Raw genomic sequence first — 21,128 nt, 5'->3', positions numbered from 1 at the left:
GATAAACCGGAGTTATCCCTTATCGATTCCAGCTGACAGCTGATAGCTTGCCTACTTTTTGCTTATTGCCATGGTTTACATCAAAAAGGTCGAACTCTCACACTTCAAATCCTTCGGGGGAACGACTCCTATACCCTTTTTACCGGGGTTTACGGTGGTTTCTGGTCCAAATGGTTCGGGAAAGTCGAATATTCTCGACGCATTGCTATTTTGCTTGGGATTAGCTACTTCCAAGGGAATGCGGGCCGAAAGATTACCAGATTTAGTCAATCATAGCTATAACAGTCAACGTCATAGCTCAGAAGCGAGTGTTTCGGTGACTTTTGATATTGCCGATATTCCTGACGCAACCGATAGGGATTGGACGGTTTCCCGACGCTTAAAAGTGGCTAAGGGTGGCAGCTATACTTCTACCTACTATATCAATGGGGAAACCTGTACGGTTAGCGAACTTCACGACCAATTAAACCGTTTACGCATCTATCCCGAAGGGTATAACGTGGTGTTACAGGGGGACGTAACCCGAATTATCAGCATGAATGCCAAGGAAAGACGGGAAATTATCGACGAATTGGCAGGAGTAGCCGAATTTGACCGCAAAATTGAGAAAACTAAGGAGAATATCGATTCGGTTAAAGAAAGAGAAGAACGCTGCCAAATTATTGCCACAGAATTGCAAAAATCTCTGGAGAAATTAGCACTCGATCGCATTAAAGCCGAAAAATACCAAAAACTCAAGGCCCAAGTCCAAGAAAAGCAACAATGGGAAATTGTCCTCCATTGGCAAAATCTCCAGCAGCGCTGCCAGCAATTACAAGGACAAATTCAAGCTGGGGAAAGGGAAAAACAGGTTTTAACGGAGACTATCGCCAATTTATCCGAACAAATCGCCCAAAATAGTCAAGAATTAGAGAAACTCAATCAACAGGTTAAAGCTTTCGGGGAAGATGAACACCTGTCCCTGACTTCCCGATTAGCGAGTCAACAGGCCAAACGACAACAACAGCAACAACGACAAAAAGAGTTAGAAAACCTCGAAAAAGAATCTCAGGCACAGAAAAACAGGCTTTCAGAGGAAATTAATCGCTACAATCTCGAATTAAATCAGATTACTGCCCAAAAAAGCCGTTTAGAAACTGAAATTTTACCCAATCTCCTACGGACAACCCAAACCGCAAGGGAAACCCTAGAAAACTATCGTCTGCAAGCAAGTAGTCTCGCGGAAGCGTCAGAAGCTTGGGTAAAAGAACAAAGTGACCTTTCCCGCAATATTACCCGTCTTCAGGAACAATTAAACCCCTACCGTAGCCAACGGGCCCAATTGACCGAAAGATGCGCTCGATTGCAAACTAATATAGTAGAAGCTGGTCAACGTCTGCAAGAATTAGAGCAAGTTATTAGCACAAAAACAGAAGAAAGTCAAGAAATATTACAAAAAATTAATCAATCGGAACCAGATATCCAAAATTTAGCCCAAAAACTCACCATTGCTGAACAAAATCGCGTTATCAGTCAGGACACCCAAAAACGTCTGCTCAAGGAACAACGGGACAAACAGAGGGAATTAGATAAACTGGAAGCGACTAAGCAAGCGCAACAGGAGGCCCAGGGAACCTATGCCACTCAAATATTATTACAGTCAGATTTGCCCGGAATCTGCGGATTAGTGGCACAATTGGGCGAAGTAGAAGAACGTTATCAAATTGCTCTGGAAATCGCCGCCGGAGGTCGTTTAGGTCATGTAGTCGTCCAAGATGATAGCGTTGCGGCTGCCGGAATTGCCTTACTAAAACAGCGTCGCATCGGTAGGGCCACTTTTTTACCCCTGAATAAAATTCGTCCTCCCCGTCCCCAGGATATTTCCTCTCTGCGTCACGCGCGGGGTTATCTGGATTTAGCGGTGAATTTAGTTAAGTTTCAATCCCAGTATCGGGAGGTTTTTAACTATATTTTTGGCAGTACGGTGGTTTTCGAGGATATAGATTCTGCCCGTTATTATATCAATCAATATCGCATCGTTACTTTGGATGGCGAGTTATTAGAGATGACTGGCGCTATGACTGGAGGCAGCCAACCGACGCGATCAGGGCTGCGTTTTGGTAAAATTTCTCCGAAGGAGTCTAGTGAAGCGGAATCTCTACGGGAAAGATTAGCAGAAATCGATCGCATTCTTACCCGCAACGAAGAAAAAATTACTCAAGTTAATAATCTTATCAGTCAGTTAACCCAACAGTTAACCGAAACCCGTCAAAGTCATCGGGAAAATCAATTATCTCTACAACAATTAAGCAAGGATTTAGAACGTTTAACCACAGAAAAAGAGGATTTAACCCGTCAATTATCGGGACAGCAAGAGGAAATGACTATTTCTCGTCAACGGTTAGAAGTATTAACCAGAGAAATTCCTCAGTTAGAGTTATCCTTACAGCAAGAACAGGAGAAATTAACTGCTTTAGAGGCCAATCATACCCATAGCGAATGGCAACAGGTACAGGGAATAATTCGCGCTCAAGAATTAGAGTTACAAACCCAAGAAAATCACCTCGCTACAGTCCGCGAACAGTTAAAAGATTTACAAAGTCAACAAATCAGACTAGAGGAAAAAAGTCAAGAGTCTGCGGATAGAATTATTGAGATTGAGAAAATAATTACCGATGCAGTTAATCAGAGAAATATCGGTAATCTGGAGATAGAAAAACTTGATCACCATATTTTAGAAATCAATCAAGCTTTACAGCAATTATCGCAACAACTAGGGGAAACCAAGCAAAAAAGAGACCAATTAGAGACAGTTTTGCGACAACAACAAAACCAACAACAACAGGCTATCTGGCAATCGGAGAAGTTAGTCAACAATCAAGAGGAAAGACGAGCATTACTAACCACTTTACAGACAGAAATTAGTCAACTAGAAAGCGACTTACCCAATCCCTTGCCTGAAATTCCTGAAAGCGAGCGAGATTTCGAGAAAATTCAAAGCGATATTCGGCAGTTACAAAAGAAATTAGCAGCTTTAGAACCTGTGAATATGTTAGCTTTAGAAGAACACCAAAAAACTAAAGAGAGATTAGATGAACTATCAGAAAAACTGCAAACTCTAGAGGGAGAAAGAACCGAACTACTTTTACGCATAGAAAACTTTACCACCCTCAGATTTAATGCTTTTCAGGAAGCATTTACTGCCGTTAACGAAAACTTTAAGAGTATATTTGCCACCCTGTCCGATGGCGACGGTTACTTACAACTAGAAGACGAAAATGACCCCTTTAATGGTGGCTTAAATCTGGTGGCCCATCCGAAAGGAAAACCCGTACAGCGATTAAGTTCCATGTCTGGGGGGGAGAAATCTTTAACCGCTTTAAGCTTTATTTTTTCCCTACAAAGATATCGTCCTTCTCCCTTTTATGCCTTTGATGAAGTGGATATGTTTTTAGATGGGGCAAATGTGGAGAAATTGGCCAAAATGATTCAAAAACAAGCACAACAAGCCCAATTTATTGTTGTTAGTTTGCGTCGGCCGATGATTGAAGCATCGGAAAGAACCATCGGTGTCACCCAAGCACGGGGAACCCATACACAGGTACTAGGAATTAAAGTTTAACCTTAGACGCAAGTGGGGTGTGGGGTGTGGGGTGTGGGGTGTGGGGTGTAGGGTGTAGGGTGTAGGGTGTGGGGTGTGGGGTGTGGGAAGTGGGGTGTAGGGTGTAGGGTGTAGGGTGTGGGGTGTGGGGTGTGGGGTGTGGGGTGTGGGAAGCTTTTCAGTAAACAGTGAACTGAAAACTCACATCTGATAACTGATAACTGATAACTGATAACTGATAACTGATAACTGCCAGACAAGCCCAGCAAAGTTAAGTTATATTAAGATTACTCAGAATGCGTCCCCGTCCCATTCAGAAATCTCATGACTCAACCGCAAGCACAACGCATCCTCTACGTTAGACTCCCCTGTAACCCCATTTTCCCCATCGGTGTGGTTTATCTTTCCGACCACGTTCATAAACTCTTCCCCGACATCGAACAAAGGATCTTTGACCTTGGCACCGTCCCCCCCTTAGACTTTAACCAGGCACTCGATCGCTGTGTTGACGAATTTCAGCCCACCCTGCTAGTATTCTCCTGGCGGGATATTCAAATATATGCCCCCGTCGGTGGTCGCGGTGGTAATCCCCTACAAAACGCCTTTGAATTTTACTACGCTAAAAACCCCCTAATCAAGCTGCGAGGTGCTTTAGGGGGTTTAAAGGTGACAACGGCCTACTACGGGGAATTATGGCGCAATCAGGGACTAATTCGCCGAGGGTTGCAGCGGGCCAGAAAATACCATCCCGAAGCGCGAGTTATCGTCGGGGGTGGTGCCGTCAGTGTTTTCTACGAACAACTAAAAACCAAACTGCCCACAGGAACAATTGTATCAGTGGGAGAAGGGGAAACCCTGCTAGAAAAATTCCTCTCCGGCCGGGACTTTAGCGATGAACGTTGTTATGTGGTCGGAGAAACCACACCCCGGCCGCGTTTAATCCACGAATCCCCCACCCCCTTAGAAAAATCCGCTTGTAACTACGATTACATCGCCAGTATTTGGCCGGAATTTTCCTACTATTTCCAAGAAAACGACTTTTATATCGGGGTACAAACCAAGCGCGGCTGTCCCCATAACTGCTGCTACTGCATCTATACCGTCGTCGAAGGGAAACAAGTACGCATTAATCCCGCCGATGAAGTAGTTAAGGAAATGCGCCAATTATACGACCGCGGCATTCGCAATTTTTGGTTTACCGATGCCCAATTTATCCCCACCAGAAAATTTATCAACGATGTAGAAGAACTATTAGAAAAAATCCTCGCCGATGGGATGAAAGATATCCATTGGGCTGCCTATATTCGCGCCGATAATCTTACCCCAAAACTGTGCGATTTAATGGTAAAAACAGGCATGAACTACTTTGAAATCGGCATCACCAGTGGTTCTCAGGAATTAGTCCGAAAAATGCGTATGGGCTATAATTTGCGGACAGTTCTGCAAAATTGTCGAGACTTAAAAGCGGCAGGTTTTAATGATCTAGTTTCGGTAAATTATTCCTTTAATGTTATTGATGAAACCCTAGAAACTATTCGTCAAACTATCACCTATCATCGGGAATTAGAAAATATTTTTGGAGTCGATAAAGTGGAACCAGCCATCTTTTTTATCGGACTACAACCCCACACCCATCTAGAAGAATACGCCTTCAAAAAGGAAATTATTAAACCCGACTATGATCCCATGAGTTTAATGCCCTGGACAGCCAAAAAACTGCTCTGGAATCCCGAACCTTTGGGGTCATTCTTTGGCGAAGTTTGTCTGCAAGCATGGCGACAAAATCCCGATGATTTTGGACGGGAAGTGCTGAAAATCTTGGAAGCAAGACTAGGGAAGGCCGATTTAGAGTCCGCTTTAACCGCACCGATAGAAACTAAGAAAAAAGTCTTAACTCCTGCTTAAAAATTAATTTTAGTCAATCCGAAGGCGGCAATTAGCGTTACCATGAGTCTGAAATCAGGAGATGATCAAAATCCCTTTACCGGTAACTGCAAAATGACCGACCATCGCCTCCATGGGCTAGAATTAGCGGAATATATCGCCCTAGGATTAACCCTGCTTACCCTTATCGCCATGGGTGCGGGGTTTTTGCCTTTGTTCCTCCTAGTCGTGACTTTCGGGTTAAATATTCTCAATCGTCTCCGAGAAAGAACCAGGCAACTTCAACGCTTAACCGAGATAACCGGTCATTTACAGGAGCAGTGGGAAGAAGAAAAAGAAGCTTTATCGGCCCAAATACAGTCCCTCACTCCCTCGGTGGCCAGGGATAACGCCAGTGCCATCGCAGAATTAGAGGAGAATATTCTCGTCCTCGAACAGTCATACAATCAAATTATTCAATATATCAACCGTAACGGGCTGCTGGAACGCATCGAACATCTGGAAAAATCCTACAGTCGCTTACAAAGAGAGATTTTGCCGCTTAAGGAAGAATCAGCAGATATTAACGCCATAAAAGCGGAAAATGAGCCACAAATCACCCTACCTACCCTTAATTTAACTCCCACTTCCCCCCCTGTCCCCCATTGGCACTATTATCGCCGTCTGAGCGCCCATCGGGAAATGATTACAGCGATCGCAATTACCGAGGATCAACGGTTTTTAATTAGCGTTAGTTGGGATCGTACCCTAAAAATCTGGGATTTTGCGAGGGGAACCCTGATTAATACGGTGGAAGCTCATGATCAGGGCATTTTAGCCCTAGCAGTCACCGGAAACGGCGATTATCATCTAGCGACGGGGGGATTCGATCAAACCGTTAAATTATGGACTTTAGCCAGGGATGGCAGTAATCTGGAATTAAATCAAATTTTCCTCGGTCATCTCGGTTCGATTCACGGCCTAGATTTTGCCCCCCGTTGGCATTTTTTGGTGAGCGGTAGTTACGATCAAACCCTAAAACAGTGGAATTTAGAGCAGGAAACCGAAGAATTTAGCTCCTATGACAGTCTGGGGGCAATTTATGCCCTAGCAGTGGCTCCTAATCAAGATTTTATCGCCGCAGCTGGGGGTGATGGCACTGTCACCCTCTGGCAATTGGGATCGGGAGCAAAAATCGCCGTCCTATCCGGTAACGTTTCTTCGGTGCAGAGTCTGGCGATCGCTGCCGATAGTCAGATTATTGCCGCCGGTTGTGTGGATGGGACGGTGAAAATCTGGCAATACGACCCAGAGAAAAGCGGTCATTTTGCGCCAATTCGGGTGATAAATGCCCATAATGGTCAGGTGACAAGCTTGGTATTTGCAGAGGAGGGTCAGTGGTTATTTACCGGGGGAACCGACGGAGAGATTAAAATCTGGTTAGCCAATTCTCAACAGGCGATCGCAACTCTCAGCACCGACAATGGGCGATCATCGCCGATCTCCAGTTTAGTTCTCAGCCCCGATTATTGTCACCTAGCAGCGGCCGCGGCCGACGGCAGCATCACCATCTGGGAAAATATCACTTAATGGTCGATCGAACTAGAAAAATTGTATAATGTAATGTCCCGGACTCGATCGGGCCAGTTTGACCCCAAGAAAAAGTGACTGAGTTAATTGTCGTTTCTGCCCAATAGTTGTCATCGGGGCATCGAGAACGCGAGAGCGATCGCTTATCCCAGATCATTACCCATAGTAAAAAATTCAGAATGAAGACTCCAACAGATCAAAGATTTGATTACGTCAAAATCGGTTTAGCGTCCCCCGATAGAATTCGGCAATGGGGAGAAAGAACCCTACCTAACGGTCAAGTCGTCGGAGAAGTAACCAAACCAGAAACGATCAACTATCGGACTCTCAAACCGGAAATGGATGGGTTATTCTGCGAGAAAATTTTTGGCCCCTCCAAAGACTGGGAATGTTGGTGCGGTAAATACAAACGCGTCCGTCACCGGGGAATTGTCTGTGAACGTTGCGGGGTAGAAGTCACCGAGTCCCGGGTACGTCGTCATCGCATGGGTTTTATCAAATTAGCTGCCCCTGTCACCCACGTTTGGTATCTCAAAGGTATTCCCAGTTATCTCAGTATCCTGCTCGATATGCCCCTGCGGGACGTGGAGCAGATCGTCTATTTTAATGCCTATGTGGTTCTCGATCCGGGTAACGCAGGCAATCTTAGTTATAAACAACTCCTCAGCGAAGATCAATGGTTAGAGATCGAAGAAGAAATCTACGCGGAGGATTCGGAATTAGTCGGCATTGAAGTGGGTATCGGGGCCGAGGCTATCCAAAGACTCTTACAGGAAATTAACCTGGAAGAAGAAGCGGAAAGACTGCGGACGGAAATTGTCGAAAGTAAAGGGCAAAAACGGGCAAAATTAATTAAACGTCTCCGGGTAATCGATAACTTTATCGCCACGGGTTCTCAGGCAGAATGGATGGTTTTAAGCGTAATTCCCGTGATTCCTCCCGATTTACGCCCGATGGTGCAGTTGGACGGCGGCCGTTTTGCCACCTCTGACCTGAACGATCTCTACCGTCGGGTGATTAACCGCAATAACCGTTTATCCCGTCTGCAAGAAATTCTCGCCCCCGAAATTATCGTCCGCAACGAAAAACGGATGTTACAGGAGGCCGTCGATGCTTTAATTGATAACGGTCGTCGCGGTCGCACGGTGGTGGGGGCGAATAATCGCGCCCTGAAGTCTTTATCGGATATTATCGAGGGTAAACAGGGGCGTTTCCGTCAAAATCTCCTCGGTAAACGGGTTGACTATTCGGGACGTTCGGTTATCGTTGTCGGTCCGAAATTGAAGATCTATCAATGCGGTTTACCCCGGGAAATGGCGATCGAATTGTTCCAACCCTTCGTTATTCATCGTTTAATTAAATTAGGCATCGTCAATAATATCAAGGCAGCCAAGAAAATGATCCAACGGGGGGATGCCAATGTTTGGCACGTCTTGGATGAAGTGATCACGGGACACCCGGTGATGTTAAACCGCGCTCCTACCCTGCACCGTTTGGGCATTCAAGCGTTTGAACCGATATTGGTGGAGGGCCGGGCGATTCAGTTACATCCCCTCGTCTGTCCCGCTTTTAACGCCGACTTTGACGGGGACCAAATGGCCGTACATATTCCCCTCTCCCTGGAGGCACAATCGGAAGCGCGCTTATTGATGTTGGCCTGTCATAATATTCTCTCACCGGCGACCGGTCGCCCGATTGTTGCCCCTTCTCAGGATATGGTTTTGGGTTGTTATTATCTCACGGCCGAAAATCCCAAGGCCCAAAAGGGTGGGGGTCGTTATTTCGCCAGCATGGATGACGCTATTCGCTCTTTTGATCAGGGATTGGTGGATCTGCACGCTTCTGTGTGGTTGCGTTTACCAGTGGGAGAAAAGGTGAAAACCAATAAACCCGATGAGGAAGTCCTGGAAACGGAAACTCTCCCCGATGGCAGCATCTGGAAATATTATCGGGAGCGCAAAACCCGCGAGAAGGATGGTGAGATAATTTCTCAGTATGTGCGTACTACTGTAGGGCGAATTATCTACAATAAGACGATTCTAGAGGCTTTGGTGGTCTAGAGAGAGATTAGGTTAGGGTGGGCATTGCCCACCTTAATTTTTAGGCTAAAGCGGCAATACATTCTATTTCCACTAGCACATCTTTGGGAAGACGGGCCACCTCCACACAGGCCCGGGCCGGGGCAGTTTCCGGGGGGAAATAACGGGCATAAACTTGATTCATCGCCCCGAAATTGGCTAAATCCGAGAGAAAGACGGTAGTTTTCACCACATTTGACCAATTAGCCCCGGCAGCGGTTAAAATGCCCTCTAGATTGGCCATAACTTGTTCGGTTTGGGAGCTAATTTCCCCGGAGACGATTTCACCCGTGACGGGATCTAGGGGAATTTGTCCCGCAACAAAGAGAAAAGGACCAGGAGCGGCGATCGCTTGATTATAGGGACCCACAGGGGCCGGAGCTTTATCAGTACGGATGACCTGATTATTCATATGACGTTGCAATTCTGCATCTAACTCTTTTAACAAACCATATATTTTATCAAAATCAGGTTTAGTTTTAGAAGGAGCGTCATAAGTTCTCAAAGTACCTTTAGTATGAGTATGAGCCGCTCGATTGCGACTATCTTTTAGATTACCAAGATAACCTTTTAAAGCACTAATTTTACCAGTTTTTTCTAACTTTTTTTCGATTTTTTCTAATGTTGCTAAACCAATAACCATCATCAACATTTTTCTAAAAGGTTCATATTCAAAACTATGAGTACCACTAATAGTCTTATCGATGAATTTTTTGTTAGCTTCGGACTTTAAGCATCGTTTAGCACATCTTAAAACTATATCATCCATAGTTTCCTCGATCCAGCCACATAATTCTATAAGAGCTAGTTTGGAATAAGAAGAAGTTTTTTGATTATCAGCTGTAGGGTCATTATAGAGTTGATCAAGCCAGTTTAACGTCTTGAGTAAATAATCTTTAGTAATCATTACCAGTAGATGAAAAAATTTTGATAGATGTATTAATTCTCTCTAAAGCCTTATCTTTTTGATAAATACCACTAGCTAAATTTTTAGTCAAAAATGGTTCAGATTTTATTAATCTAGAATACTTGTCTTGTAATTCACCATTGGAGAGATTGACTAAAGTATCTAAATTTTTGGCAACTCCTAACAGAACTCCCTCAGCAATAACTTTACTGGTTTTGAGAGGTTCCTCTTTGAAGATTCTATCATAAATCAAGTCAACAGTTTGCTTAAATAATTCATCTTTATCTTGAATAAAATCTTCATGAGCCAATCTATGTTTATACATATAATCATTTAAAAATCTGGTCAATTTCCCCTTGTAGTTCTGGTATCCATCATAAAAAGCAAAGAAACGAAGCACTAATTCTTCATCTTCAAACCGAGATGCTTTTTTCTGCTTTCGATCCATCAGCAAAAGCCAGTTTTCATATTGAGCGCATTTTTTTAAAAAACTATTAAACTCGCCATTATAGATACAATTTCTGATCTCCTGATTATTGAGTTTTACTCCACCGGTATTTAAGCGATGGAAAATGTTAAAAATATAATTATTATGAGTTTTTTTGCTGGAGTCATAGCGAATCATGGTGATGGGAATAGTCATATTTTCTACGCGTTCATATAATTCTTCATGCTGAGTTTTTATTTCCTCAACTGTTTTTCCAGAAATAGACGAATCTACATCAGCTAATTTTGATAGCCTCCAATTTTCAGTAGTTAAAAATTTGACGATGGTACTAATTCGTTGTAATCCATCGATGATATAGCGTTTATCTGTCTTATAGTCAAGACTAATACACATACTAGGAATCGGTAACTGTTTCATTAAACTATCAATAAAACGAGTTTGTTGTGGATCAGTCCATACCACATCTCTTTGAAAATCTGGATCGATAACCAATTGTTTTTTTTGATACATTCTAACTAGATCAGAGCAGGATCGCTGCTCATTGTAAGCAATAATATCCGCAGGAGGAAAATCCACATCATCTTCTTCCTCTAGATACTTTTCTTCTTCGGCTGCTAGTAATTTCTCTTCTTGACTGAGATAATTAACCATAATTTTTATCCGTCCTAATATCTATAAAATTTTCACAGTTAAAAGGGTACTTTATTCGACAATAAAGCACCCTTTTAATTTAGCTTAGAACTCTCCTTTTAAAGCGGCATTACAGCGCTCGCAAATAGTGGGATCATCGGCAAATTTTCCCACTTGAGTGGAATAATTCCAACAGCGATCGCATTTTTCGCCGTCTGCTTTGACAATTCCCACCGAAACAAAGTCCGATTCTCCTTTATATTCTGCGGTTTGAATCGCGCTAATATCACTAACTAATTCCACTTGGGAAGAGAGAAATAGATAACGCAATTCATCAACTTTATTCCCCGTTAAACTATCACAATTGTTGAATAATTCTAACTCCTGTTGTAAGGTTTCATCGGGAACATAAAGTAAAACTTTTGCCTCTAAAGAAGCACCGATCGCCTTATCATTTCTGGCAGTTTCCATCACCTTATTAACTTCGGTGCGTAGCTGCCGGAATTTGGCCCATTTATCGGCCAATTCGCGATTATTCCAAGCAGGATCGATGTTTAGCCATCCTGACTCAAATACCGATAAATAAGGAGTTTTGTAGGGGAGAAATTGCCAGATATCTTCCGCTAGATGAGACAGGACAGGAGCGATCGCTTTAGCGAGATTTTCTAAGGCAATAGCATAAACTGTTTGACAACTGCGACGACGGAAAGAATTAGGATCAGAAATGTATAAACGATCCTTAGCAATGTCGATATAAAAGTTAGATAAATCGACAACACAAAAATTCTGTACCGTCTGGAAAAAGCGGAAAAATTGGAAACTTTCAAAAGCTGCCGTAACTTCCGTAAACACCTCCGAGATACGATGTAACATATAGCGATCAATCTCCGGTAGCTCTTCATAAGCTACCGCATCCTTAAGGGGATCAAAATCATTTAAACTCCCCAGTAAAAACCTGGCAGTGTTACGGATTTTATTACGGATATCTACCAACTGTTTAAGAATATTTTGACCGATATTCACATCATTGGTATAGTCCACCGAGGACACCCATAACCGAATCACATCCACCCCATAAGCAGGTTCTTTTTTCTGGTCTTTACCACCATTAATGATCACATTGGGATCGATGACATTACCCAGAGATTTACTCATTTTTCGTCCCTGTTCATCCAAAACAAAACCGTGAGTTAACACCGTTTTATAGGGAGCAATACCATTAGCAGCGACACTGGTTAATAAACTCGATTGAAACCATCCCCGATGCTGATCCGATCCTTCTAGATACATATCCGCAGGATAACTTAATTCTGGTCGAGCATTAGCCACCGCATTCCAACTAGAACCAGAATCAAACCACACATCCATAGTATCCATTCCCTTGCGATAACTGCGACCATTATCGCGATAACTGGGAGGCAATAATTCCTCTACGGATAACTCCCACCAAGCATTAGAACCCTTGACTGCGAAGATAGCTTGAACGTGATTAATCGTCTCCTCGGTTAACAGAGGTTCATTCGTTTCTTCGTCATAAAAAACAGGAATAGGAACCCCCCAACTGCGCTGACGAGAGATACACCAATCGCTTCTTTCACTAACCATAGAAGTGATGCGATTCTTACCCGTTGCAGGAATCCAACGCACCGAATCAATTGCATCTAAAGCTAATTCCCGGAATCCTTCCACGGAAGCAAACCATTGTTCTGTTGCGCGGAAAATTGTCGGTTTTTTGGTTCTCCAATCGTAGGGATATTTATGCTGGTATGCTTCTTCTTTGAGTAAGGCACCCTTTTCTGTCAGTGCTAAAATAATTGCTTCATTAGCATCTTTCAAGACATTTAAACCCGCAAATTGTCCCGCTTCTGCGGTGAAATTTCCCTTATCATCCACGGGAGAAAGTATCGGTAAACCGTAACGTTGGCCGACGATATAATCCTCCTGACCATGGCCGGGGGCCGTGTGAACTAATCCGGTGCCGGAATCAGTGGTGACATAATCCCCACCGATGAGAATCGCACTTTCTCTGTCAAACAAAGGATGACGGTATTTAGTATGTTCTAATTCCAGACCTTTAACCGTTGCTTTAATCGTCAAAGTCCTGTTCAAAGTGTCGGCTAATTTTTCGACTAAATCCGTCGCTACAATTAGATAATTAGACTCGCTAGTTTCCACCACTGAATAGTTTAATTCTGGGTTTAATGCGACGGCCAAATTCCCGGGTAAAGTCCAGGGGGTAGTCGTCCAGATAGCCACGGATAAATTAGGCAAAAATGGCCTTAAAACCGGGGTTGAAACTGACGTAATTGGGAAAGCAACATAGACACTGCGGGAAGTGTGACCTTCGGGATATTCTAATTCTGCCTCAGCTAAAGCGGTTTGAGAACTAGGACTCCAGTGAACCGGTTTTAGTCCCCGATAAATATAACCTTTTAGGGCCATTTTTCCGAATACGGCAATTTGAGCGGCCTCGTATTCAGGTTGTAGGGTTAAATAGGGATTTTCCCAGTCTCCCCAGACTCCATATCTTTTGAAACCTTCACACTGTTCTTTTTGCGTTTGAAGGGCAAAATCGTGGGCTTTCTGACGTAATTTCAAAGGGGTTAGACCCTCTTTTTCCGAGCTTTTGAGACTTTGTAAAACCTTCAGTTCAATCGGCAACCCGTGACAATCCCAACCAGGCACATAGCGCACTTTGTAGCCTTGCAGCAGTTTATATTTATTGATAATGTCTTTGAGAATTTTATTTAAAGCATGACCGATATGCAGGGACCCGTTAGCGTAGGGGGGGCCATCGTGGAGAATAAATAATTCTTTGGGGTTATTTTGCGCTAATTTCTCGTATATTTGCTCATCTTGCCAGAATTTCTGGATTTCTGGCTCACGTTTACTGGCATTTGCTCGCATATCAAAGTCAGTTTGAGGCAAATTAACGGTATCTTTGTAACTTTTAGCGTTGGACATTCTAGCAAACCTATGGATATCAATCGTTTTCGGGATTCATTCCTAAATAACGTCCCTTTGAGAGTCGTTATCTCTAGTCTGTCACATAACTGTAATATAAATATTACAAGTGACAATCATTGATCTATAAGTCTAGCGAGATTGTGTCCAAGAGCGATGATTCCCAAAGGCTATAATTTAGTTATTCGAGAATAGGGAGCATGAGGACGATGGTGACGAATCCTAATTTTTTTTATGTCTCTCCAGAAGTGTATCTAGAAGGGGAAAGAGTCAGTCCGATCAAGCACGAGTACCGAAAAGGACGGATTTATGCGATGGTAGGCGCAAAAAAGCCGCATATCGTTTTATCGGCCAATTTAGCCAAGGTTTTAGGTAATCATCTCGATGATAGTCCCTGTCTTGTTCTCACTTCCGATATCAAAGTCCGGTTAGAGGAGGCAAATTGTTATTATTATCCCGATATTGCGGTGGTTTGTGACGAGAGAGAGATTAACAATACCGATGATTTTATTCTCTATCCCGTTCTGATTATTGAAGTATTATCGAAATCTACGGAATCCTTTGATAGGGGTGATAAATTCAGCGATTATCAAACCTGTCCCACCCTAAAAGAATACATTCTTATTCATCAAAACCAGAGGAAAATTGAATGTCACCGTCGCGAGGATTCGGGAGTTTGGCAAGAACAGATCTATGAAGCCGGGGATGAGGTAGAATTCACCAGTGTAGGATTCCGGGGATCGATCGCTTCTATCTATCGCAAAGTCCCCGGTTTGGTATGATTACAATTCTTTTTTGACATCGCACTTTTATGTCCCTAATTCTCTAAAGCTTCAAATTGACGTAAGGCAAGACTAGAACCTTGATTCCAGCCTAATTCAACATAATAGGGGAAAAGTTTCTTGATATTTATATCGGGAAAGAGACGACTATTTTCGCTTTCTTGATAACCGTCTTCTCTGAACAGATATATTTTTAATTCTTCCCGACGATAAACCCACAATTCGGGTATTTTCAACAATTGATAAGCTGCTACATCAGTCAGAGAAGTAAAATCCACTTCTATAGCTAAATCGGGAGGAGGATCAACAGTTAAATCAATTCTCTCTTTGCCTAAAATTGCCTCTCTATTATCAATATAAAAACAAGTATCTGGCTCTACTCCTGCTTCCCCCGGAATTTTCAAGGTAATCGGATCAAAACATTCCCAGTCTTTGCCTTGACGACGAAGGATAATTTTTACTAAATCACTTAAAAGATTGATACGTTTGCCATGACTTGGTAAGGGAGACATAAGCCGAATTTCTTGAGTTTTGCGATTAAAACAGAGTTTAGGATAGGTTTTCTGGAGACGTAAACTCAGTAATCTTTCGTAATCTTCCCAAGTCTGATGCGGAAAAATAACTTGACTGCCCGGAGATAAAGATAAAGTATTTTCGTTGAGAGTAATTAGTAACATTTTGGTAATTATTTTTGATTTTTTGCTGTTATCTCTTATTTTTTTTTGGCTGAGGAGACTTCTAAAACTGCTTTCGGGTAGGCAATGCGTTGATGGTGGAATTGTTGCCAAACTTGCACAAAAACCTCGGCAATAATTGGTAATTCCTCCTGACGAATACCACTATCTACTAATTGTTGATCGCGCCATCGGGCCTGAAAAATCTTTTTGATCATATCCATGGCTTGTTCTGGGGAGGCCTCCTTCAGCGATCGCAAAGCGGCCTCGCTACTATCGGCTAACATAACGATCGCCGTTTCTCGCGATTGGGGAATCGGACCATCGTAGCGAAAGGCCGCCTCATCGACGAATTCTTGACCATTTTGGGCGGATTTTTGCAAAGCTTGCTGATAAAAATAGGAAATTAAGAGATTGCCTTGGTGTTCGGGAATAAAATCGCGGACTACTCGCGGTAAACCGTGTCTGCGGGCCATGACTAACCCTTCGCTAACGTGCTTTTTAATAATCTCGGCGCTGACATAGGGATCGTTAATTTCATCGTGTTTATTCGGGCCACCCATTTGATTTTCAATAAAACCGAGAGGATCGTGCATTTTCCCGATATCGTGATAGAGAGTTCCCGTGCGAATTAATTCCACATTACAGTGCAGTTTTCGGGCGGCCGCTTCAGCTAAACAGGCGACAAAAAGGGTATGTTGAAAAGTCCCCGGTGCTTCCGTGGCCAAACGTTTGAGCAAACTACAATTAGGATTGGACAACTCCACCAGACGAATGGGAGTGACCACATCGAAACAGCGTTCCAAATAGGGGGATAATCCTAGGGCGATTACCGTCCAAGCTATCCCCGATAGACCATAGACGAGCGCCGTGGGTAGTAGAGTATAGATGATCGTGCTGGCCGTGGCACTAACGATTAGGTAAGTGAGCAGATAAACACCCCCTTGACTGACTCCGATTCCCATCCCTAGCAGCGATAATTCATCCCTAGAACGCAATTTTCCCGCTATCATAGCCGCTAATAGTCCCCCTATCGTCCCCGCGATTAAATCGGCGCTGATACCTTGGATGCTGAATAGGGAAAGACCGGCAGTTAAGAGGACTTGGGTGACGGCCAGAGTCGGGCCGTAGAAACTGCTGACTAATAAACCCACGGCTGCCAGATTGGTAAAGGGAATATTGGCGATCGCTAGGATCGGTGTGGTAAAACTTAGTAAACCCAAGAGAAGAAAATCCCGGTGACGCAGAGGCCGATGGAGACGCTGAGCAACGAGACAAAAAGTCCCGATCGCGCTGGTGACAAGGATTGCCGTTGACCCTAAACCCATCCAGTTAATGCCCCGTTCGCTCAAACCAAAGCCATCGATGAGAACAAACTGAGCTTGAGTAATTTTTTCGCCTGCTTTAACGATAATTTGACCGGTTTGAGCGCTAGACATGACCATATCTACCGCTTCCACCGCTTTAGCGGCTTGTTCTTTGGTTGCCTCCCGATCTTCTATCAGGTTCGCTTCTCCCTCCAGGGCCGCTAGAAGGATATTTTCGGCTAAAGACTGCTGGCGACCGGTTAGGCGATCGCTGCTAATCTGCACGGCGATGGTATCCTCTAGGTGACTGGTGGAAATCCCCGGGGGAATGCCTTGCACCAAAATCCGGCGACTCGCTTGCAGGATGGCTTTTTCTAGGTTTTGCCACTCTCGATCGCCCATTTGGGCTGCTGTGATCAGATCGGCGTATTTGAGTTTATTTAAGCTGGAATGCCGATAATTTTGGCTGGTTTGCTCCTTTATTTGCCGTAATTGCTCCAATCGATCGATAAATTGCTCAAAGCTTCCCTTCGTCACGCGCTGACGATAGGCTTGGATTTCGCTAACAGCATATTCCTGCTCTTTTGTCAAGAGGTTTGTAAAAGATTCTTCATAGTTGAGGCGGCTTTGTAGAGTTGACCATTGAGGGGCAGAAAAGGTGAGCAGCGTTTCCATTGTGGCGTTGGAAATAGTCCTGCCCATTAAAATGGAATTTCTTCGCAGAATTGGGCGAATTTGACTTAATTGCTCTAAAGTGTCTCGCAGCGATCGCTCGATCTGGTCGGTGGTTTGGGGGTCTCTTTTCAGCCGGGGAAGCAGTCCAGCCCGAATTTTTTGGCGTTTGAGGGCGGTGGTTTCTTGGTCTTGAAAACGGGCATCTTCGGGGGCGATAATCGTGACGGGGGAAATAGTCCCGACGGCCAATTTCGGCTGATTATAGAAACGATAACCGACCACGCTAGTCAGACAACCGACGGTAAACAGGAAGATTAAGGGTCGTCGCAGTTTACTCAGGGAGTAAGAGCGAGATTTTCGGGCAGAATCAGGAAAAACAGTGAAAGAATGCAGAAAATGATTCATAAATTCCAGCTAAATTCTATAAACTGCGCCACCATGCCCAGAGGAAAAATACCAGCAATTTGGTTTTGTGTTCCCTTTTCTATTTTAAGGACTCCCTGTGCAAAAAAATTTTTTCTCGAAAGGTATCTAGATTAACTTGATGCGGGGGTTTTTCGCCTTCCGCTGCGTCCAAAACCCGTAGGGGCGCATCGCGTGCGCCCAAATTCCCAAATTCCCCCAAAACCCGTAGGGGCGCATCGCGTGCGCCCAAATTCCCAAATTCACCCAAAAACCCGTAGGGGCGCATCGCGTGCGCCCAAATAACCCAAATTCACCCAAAAACCCGTAGGGGCGCATCGCGTGCGCCCAACCCCCCAAATAACCCCAAATAACCCAAAAATCGCCCCAAATCCCCAAAAAACGGGTGGGCCGATTATTGCCGGTGGGCCGATTATTGCCGGTGGGCGAACGCAGTTCGCCCCTACAAAATCGACCGGCCTTTGGGCGGGAAAAAAAGAGAAAAAGGGTTACAGGGTCCCCCCAGCACCGCACACCACCCGAAAACCGTAGCCGAAGTAGTGGTAGTAGACGCGGCGGGCGTTGTTGTCGCGGGAAGCGGAACGGCAGTAATTCGGATCGTCGTACCAAGAACCGCCCCGCAACGGAGAACGATTATCAGCCCCATATATTATCCAGACACTGCCATCCGTCGGCGCACCCTCATAATTATCGTGCCAGGTATCGGCGCACCACTCCCAGACATTGCCGTGCATATCGTACAGTCCAAAAGCGTTTGGGGGAAACTGTCCCACGGGAGTCGTTTGTTGTCGATATTCTCCCTTCGCTTCCCCGGCGTAGGTATAGCCAGCATTGTAGTTAGCCAATTCCCCGGTAATGGTTTCCCCAAAGTAGAATGGGGTGGTGGTTCCAGCACGACAAGCATACTCCCATTCTGCCTCACTCGGTAGCCGATATTCCGGTTTTGTTTCCCTTGATAGTCGTTTACAGAATTCCCTTGCTTCATACCAGTTGACTCTTTCTACAGGTAGCTCATCCCCTATGAAGCGAGAAGGGTTTGTCTTCAGGTCGATGTCTATTTTAGCAGTTGCGGCAATCGCTCTCCACTGGCCCTGGGTAATCGGGGTTTGACTCATGTAGAAAGCGGGGACTTTGACTAGGTGTTGTGGTCTTTCCCTTTTATGTGCGTCCCAACCAAATTTTTTAACCAGTCTTTCGATTTCCTCATCTTCCGTTCCCATCCAGAATTCTCCTTGGGGAATATACATCATGCGGATATAGTTTTGAGCTTTTTTCCAGTTGCCAACTTCCGCAAGGTTTTCATCGTAAAAATAGGCTTTAACAGGTTTTCTCTCGATAACTTGGCCTGTTTTATTAACCAATACCGTTTCTGCGGTAAAAAGGTTTTCATCGCGGGTAACAATAGCGGCTACTTCGTCTATTAAACGTTTTTGTAGGGTTCCTTCGTCTTCTGGGGAAAGTTGAAGGACATTGCCAACGGGGTTTAAATCCCCTCTAGAATAGGCGGCAATCGTTTTATTAAGCAATAACAAGGGTTCATAATCGGCTAAAGCAGCCGATATATTTTCTAATAAAGCTGTCAATCTCACAAGACGCACTCGGTTATTATTTTTGATAGCTTCTGCTAGTACCTGTTTGATTTCATTGACTGCTTGACTGGGTTTTAGGTAGGCAAGAGCTAACCATTGTTGATTTTGCCAATAAACCGATTTTGAGCAATAATCACCGATTTGTTCCTGAATATAGGTTTGTAACTGATAGGCCAGAGATTTGAGTTCCTCTGGGGTTAATTTTTCTAATAATAGTTTACGAACATCGGGAGACATTTCATAGAGTTCTCGATCTATTTTGCGGACTAAACTGGAGAGTAAAATATCAGCGATCGCATACCAAGGAGCTTGATTATTTTTATCTTGATGTTGACGCAGATAATAAAGTAAATTAGGGGATAAACCAAGGGGAAAAGCCGCTCTTTTCGCTAGTTCTCTGGTGTTTAGTTCGTTTTCTTTTTCAAATAATCTTAAACGGCTTTCTGGGCTAAAAAAATCTTCATCCTCATCCCAATTATCCCCTTGTTGAAATTGATTAGGATTAAATAAATGACGTGGTGGGATAGCTTCTTCTTTTAGCCATGTTATCAAGTTTTCCCAATCCTCTGTGGTTAGTTCAAACATGGAAAAATTGGGTATATCTTCAGCTAAATCAGCAATATCGATCGCAGTTGTCCCATACCATCGATGATAGGGTAAGGGGTTTAACCATGCGACTCGGCTAAATCTTCGGCTAAATCGTCGGATAAGGGTTTCTGTTGCGCTCAAGCGCTCTTCTACATAACGTTTTCTAGCGGCACCCGCATCACTAAGAATTAGACAACTGGTTACTTCAGGAGAATAGTTAGAGAGAACTTTGCTTAAAGATTGACTTTCCCAACCGTTTTCTTGTCGTAAAACCTCGTCTCTAATCAGATTATCAAAGTAAAAATGGGGAACATTTGCCCAAGTTTGCTTCATTATTCGCCCAAATCCTGCAAAGGGAATCATCGAGTCAGAACAATCAATAAAAATTATAATTTCTCGGCGATAAAGTTGTTTCTTTTGGTAAATTATTTGATCAAAAAAACCTCGTTTAGCCGTTGCCATCACCGTGGCTTTTAGATCCCAAGTTTGTCGAGGACTTTCTAGGGGTAATGGACGCAGTTGCTGCCAACTTTCTTGTAACTTAGCGATGCCAATAGGATAATAATCAGGATTATCTAGGGATGTGATTTTTTTTCGCTTTTCAATAGCTGTGGCAATTTGTGGAAATGAAGTCTCCGGTGCTATTTGTGTATCCCCAGAAGGAGTAATTTCTAATGAGGGAGATTCCCTATCATCCATCGGGTTTATGATTTTGCTAATCGATTCTTCTGGATGGCGAATAGGTGTTTTTTTGGCTATTTCTATATTTATTTCTGGTTGGAATTGTAGCATCTCTGTCCAGGCCTGATCAAACTTTTCTTTTTCTTTCGGGGATTTAACCCATAAAGCTTGACAAAGAAGTTTAATTTTAGGATTGTCTAAGTTGGGATTTTCTTGAATAGCAATATCAGAATCATTGGCGAGTTTTTGAATCAGGTAATTTTCCACCCGATAATATTGTTCAATAGACAGCAGAAATCCTTCTTCGTCTCTGAGTTGATAAAATAGGTCAAGTAGGGGGGATGTCATT

11 protein-coding genes are annotated in these 21,128 nt (G+C 43.7%); 5 read left to right on the top strand and 6 right to left on the bottom strand.

Going from position 1 to position 21,128, the window contains the following annotated elements:
* Nucleotides 1–70 precede the first annotated feature (70 nt).
* From smc to ACQY1Y_RS02690, 4 genes are all read left to right on the top strand, one after another.
* A complete protein-coding gene (gene smc, locus ACQY1Y_RS02705; RefSeq protein WP_430013919.1) occupies nucleotides 71–3,601 on the top strand; it encodes a chromosome segregation protein SMC in 3,531 nt (1,176 codons plus the stop codon).
* Between the two features lie 303 nt (nucleotides 3,602–3,904).
* Entirely contained in the window at nucleotides 3,905–5,485 is a 1,581-nt protein-coding gene (locus ACQY1Y_RS02700) for a photosystem II high light acclimation radical SAM protein (RefSeq protein ID WP_190537227.1), read from the top strand.
* 42 nt (nucleotides 5,486–5,527) lie between these two features.
* Complete coding sequence (locus ACQY1Y_RS02695; protein ID WP_430013918.1) at nucleotides 5,528–7,033, top strand: WD40 repeat domain-containing protein; 1,506 nt, start codon at nucleotides 5,528–5,530, stop codon at nucleotides 7,031–7,033.
* A gap of 179 nt (nucleotides 7,034–7,212) precedes the next feature.
* Nucleotides 7,213–9,093 carry a DNA-directed RNA polymerase subunit gamma gene (locus tag ACQY1Y_RS02690; RefSeq protein WP_149975104.1) on the top strand — a complete coding sequence of 627 codons (1,881 nt, stop codon included), beginning with the start codon at nucleotides 7,213–7,215 and terminating at the stop codon, nucleotides 9,091–9,093.
* A gap of 40 nt (nucleotides 9,094–9,133) precedes the next feature.
* Here the strand turns inward: ACQY1Y_RS02690 and ACQY1Y_RS02685 are convergent, their stop codons facing one another.
* From ACQY1Y_RS02685 to ileS, 3 genes are all read right to left on the bottom strand, one after another.
* On the bottom strand, nucleotides 9,134–9,523 hold the full coding sequence (locus tag ACQY1Y_RS02685) for a RidA family protein (RefSeq protein WP_002736705.1): 390 nt from the start codon (nucleotides 9,521–9,523) through the stop codon (nucleotides 9,134–9,136).
* A gap of 484 nt (nucleotides 9,524–10,007) precedes the next feature.
* Nucleotides 10,008–11,117, bottom strand: a complete 1,110-nt coding sequence (locus ACQY1Y_RS02680) for a DUF262 domain-containing protein (RefSeq protein WP_430013917.1) — start codon at nucleotides 11,115–11,117, stop codon at nucleotides 10,008–10,010.
* Between the two features lie 84 nt (nucleotides 11,118–11,201).
* A complete protein-coding gene (ileS, locus tag ACQY1Y_RS02675; RefSeq protein ID WP_430013916.1) occupies nucleotides 11,202–14,060 on the bottom strand; it encodes an isoleucine--tRNA ligase in 2,859 nt (952 codons plus the stop codon).
* A 209-nt stretch (nucleotides 14,061–14,269) separates the two neighbouring features.
* Here ileS and ACQY1Y_RS02670 point away from each other — a divergent pair, with 209 nt between their 5' ends.
* Nucleotides 14,270–14,842 carry a Uma2 family endonuclease gene (locus ACQY1Y_RS02670; protein ID WP_159253408.1) on the top strand — a complete coding sequence of 191 codons (573 nt, stop codon included), beginning with the start codon at nucleotides 14,270–14,272 and terminating at the stop codon, nucleotides 14,840–14,842.
* 35 nt (nucleotides 14,843–14,877) lie between these two features.
* Here ACQY1Y_RS02670 and ACQY1Y_RS02665 read toward each other — a convergent pair whose 3' ends face one another.
* From ACQY1Y_RS02665 to ACQY1Y_RS02655, 3 genes are all read right to left on the bottom strand, one after another.
* Nucleotides 14,878–15,519, bottom strand: a complete 642-nt coding sequence (locus tag ACQY1Y_RS02665; RefSeq protein WP_430013915.1) for a Uma2 family endonuclease — start codon at nucleotides 15,517–15,519, stop codon at nucleotides 14,878–14,880.
* Between the two features lie 35 nt (nucleotides 15,520–15,554).
* Complete coding sequence (locus ACQY1Y_RS02660; protein ID WP_430013914.1) at nucleotides 15,555–17,903, bottom strand: HD family phosphohydrolase; 2,349 nt, start codon at nucleotides 17,901–17,903, stop codon at nucleotides 15,555–15,557.
* Nucleotides 17,904–18,409: 506 nt separating this feature from the next.
* Nucleotides 18,410–21,127: a formylglycine-generating enzyme family protein gene (locus ACQY1Y_RS02655; RefSeq protein WP_430013913.1), complete on the bottom strand. Its 2,718-nt coding sequence runs from the start codon at nucleotides 21,125–21,127 to the stop codon at nucleotides 18,410–18,412.
* Nucleotide 21,128: the final 1 nt, after the last annotated feature.

This window comes from Microcystis ichthyoblabe FBCC-A1114 (assembly GCF_050500245.1).
Taxonomy (GTDB): Bacteria; Cyanobacteriota; Cyanobacteriia; order Cyanobacteriales; family Microcystaceae; genus Microcystis; species Microcystis ichthyoblabe_A.
The sequence above is the reverse complement of the archived record's forward strand: the minus strand, read 5'-3'. Positions and strand labels throughout refer to the sequence as shown.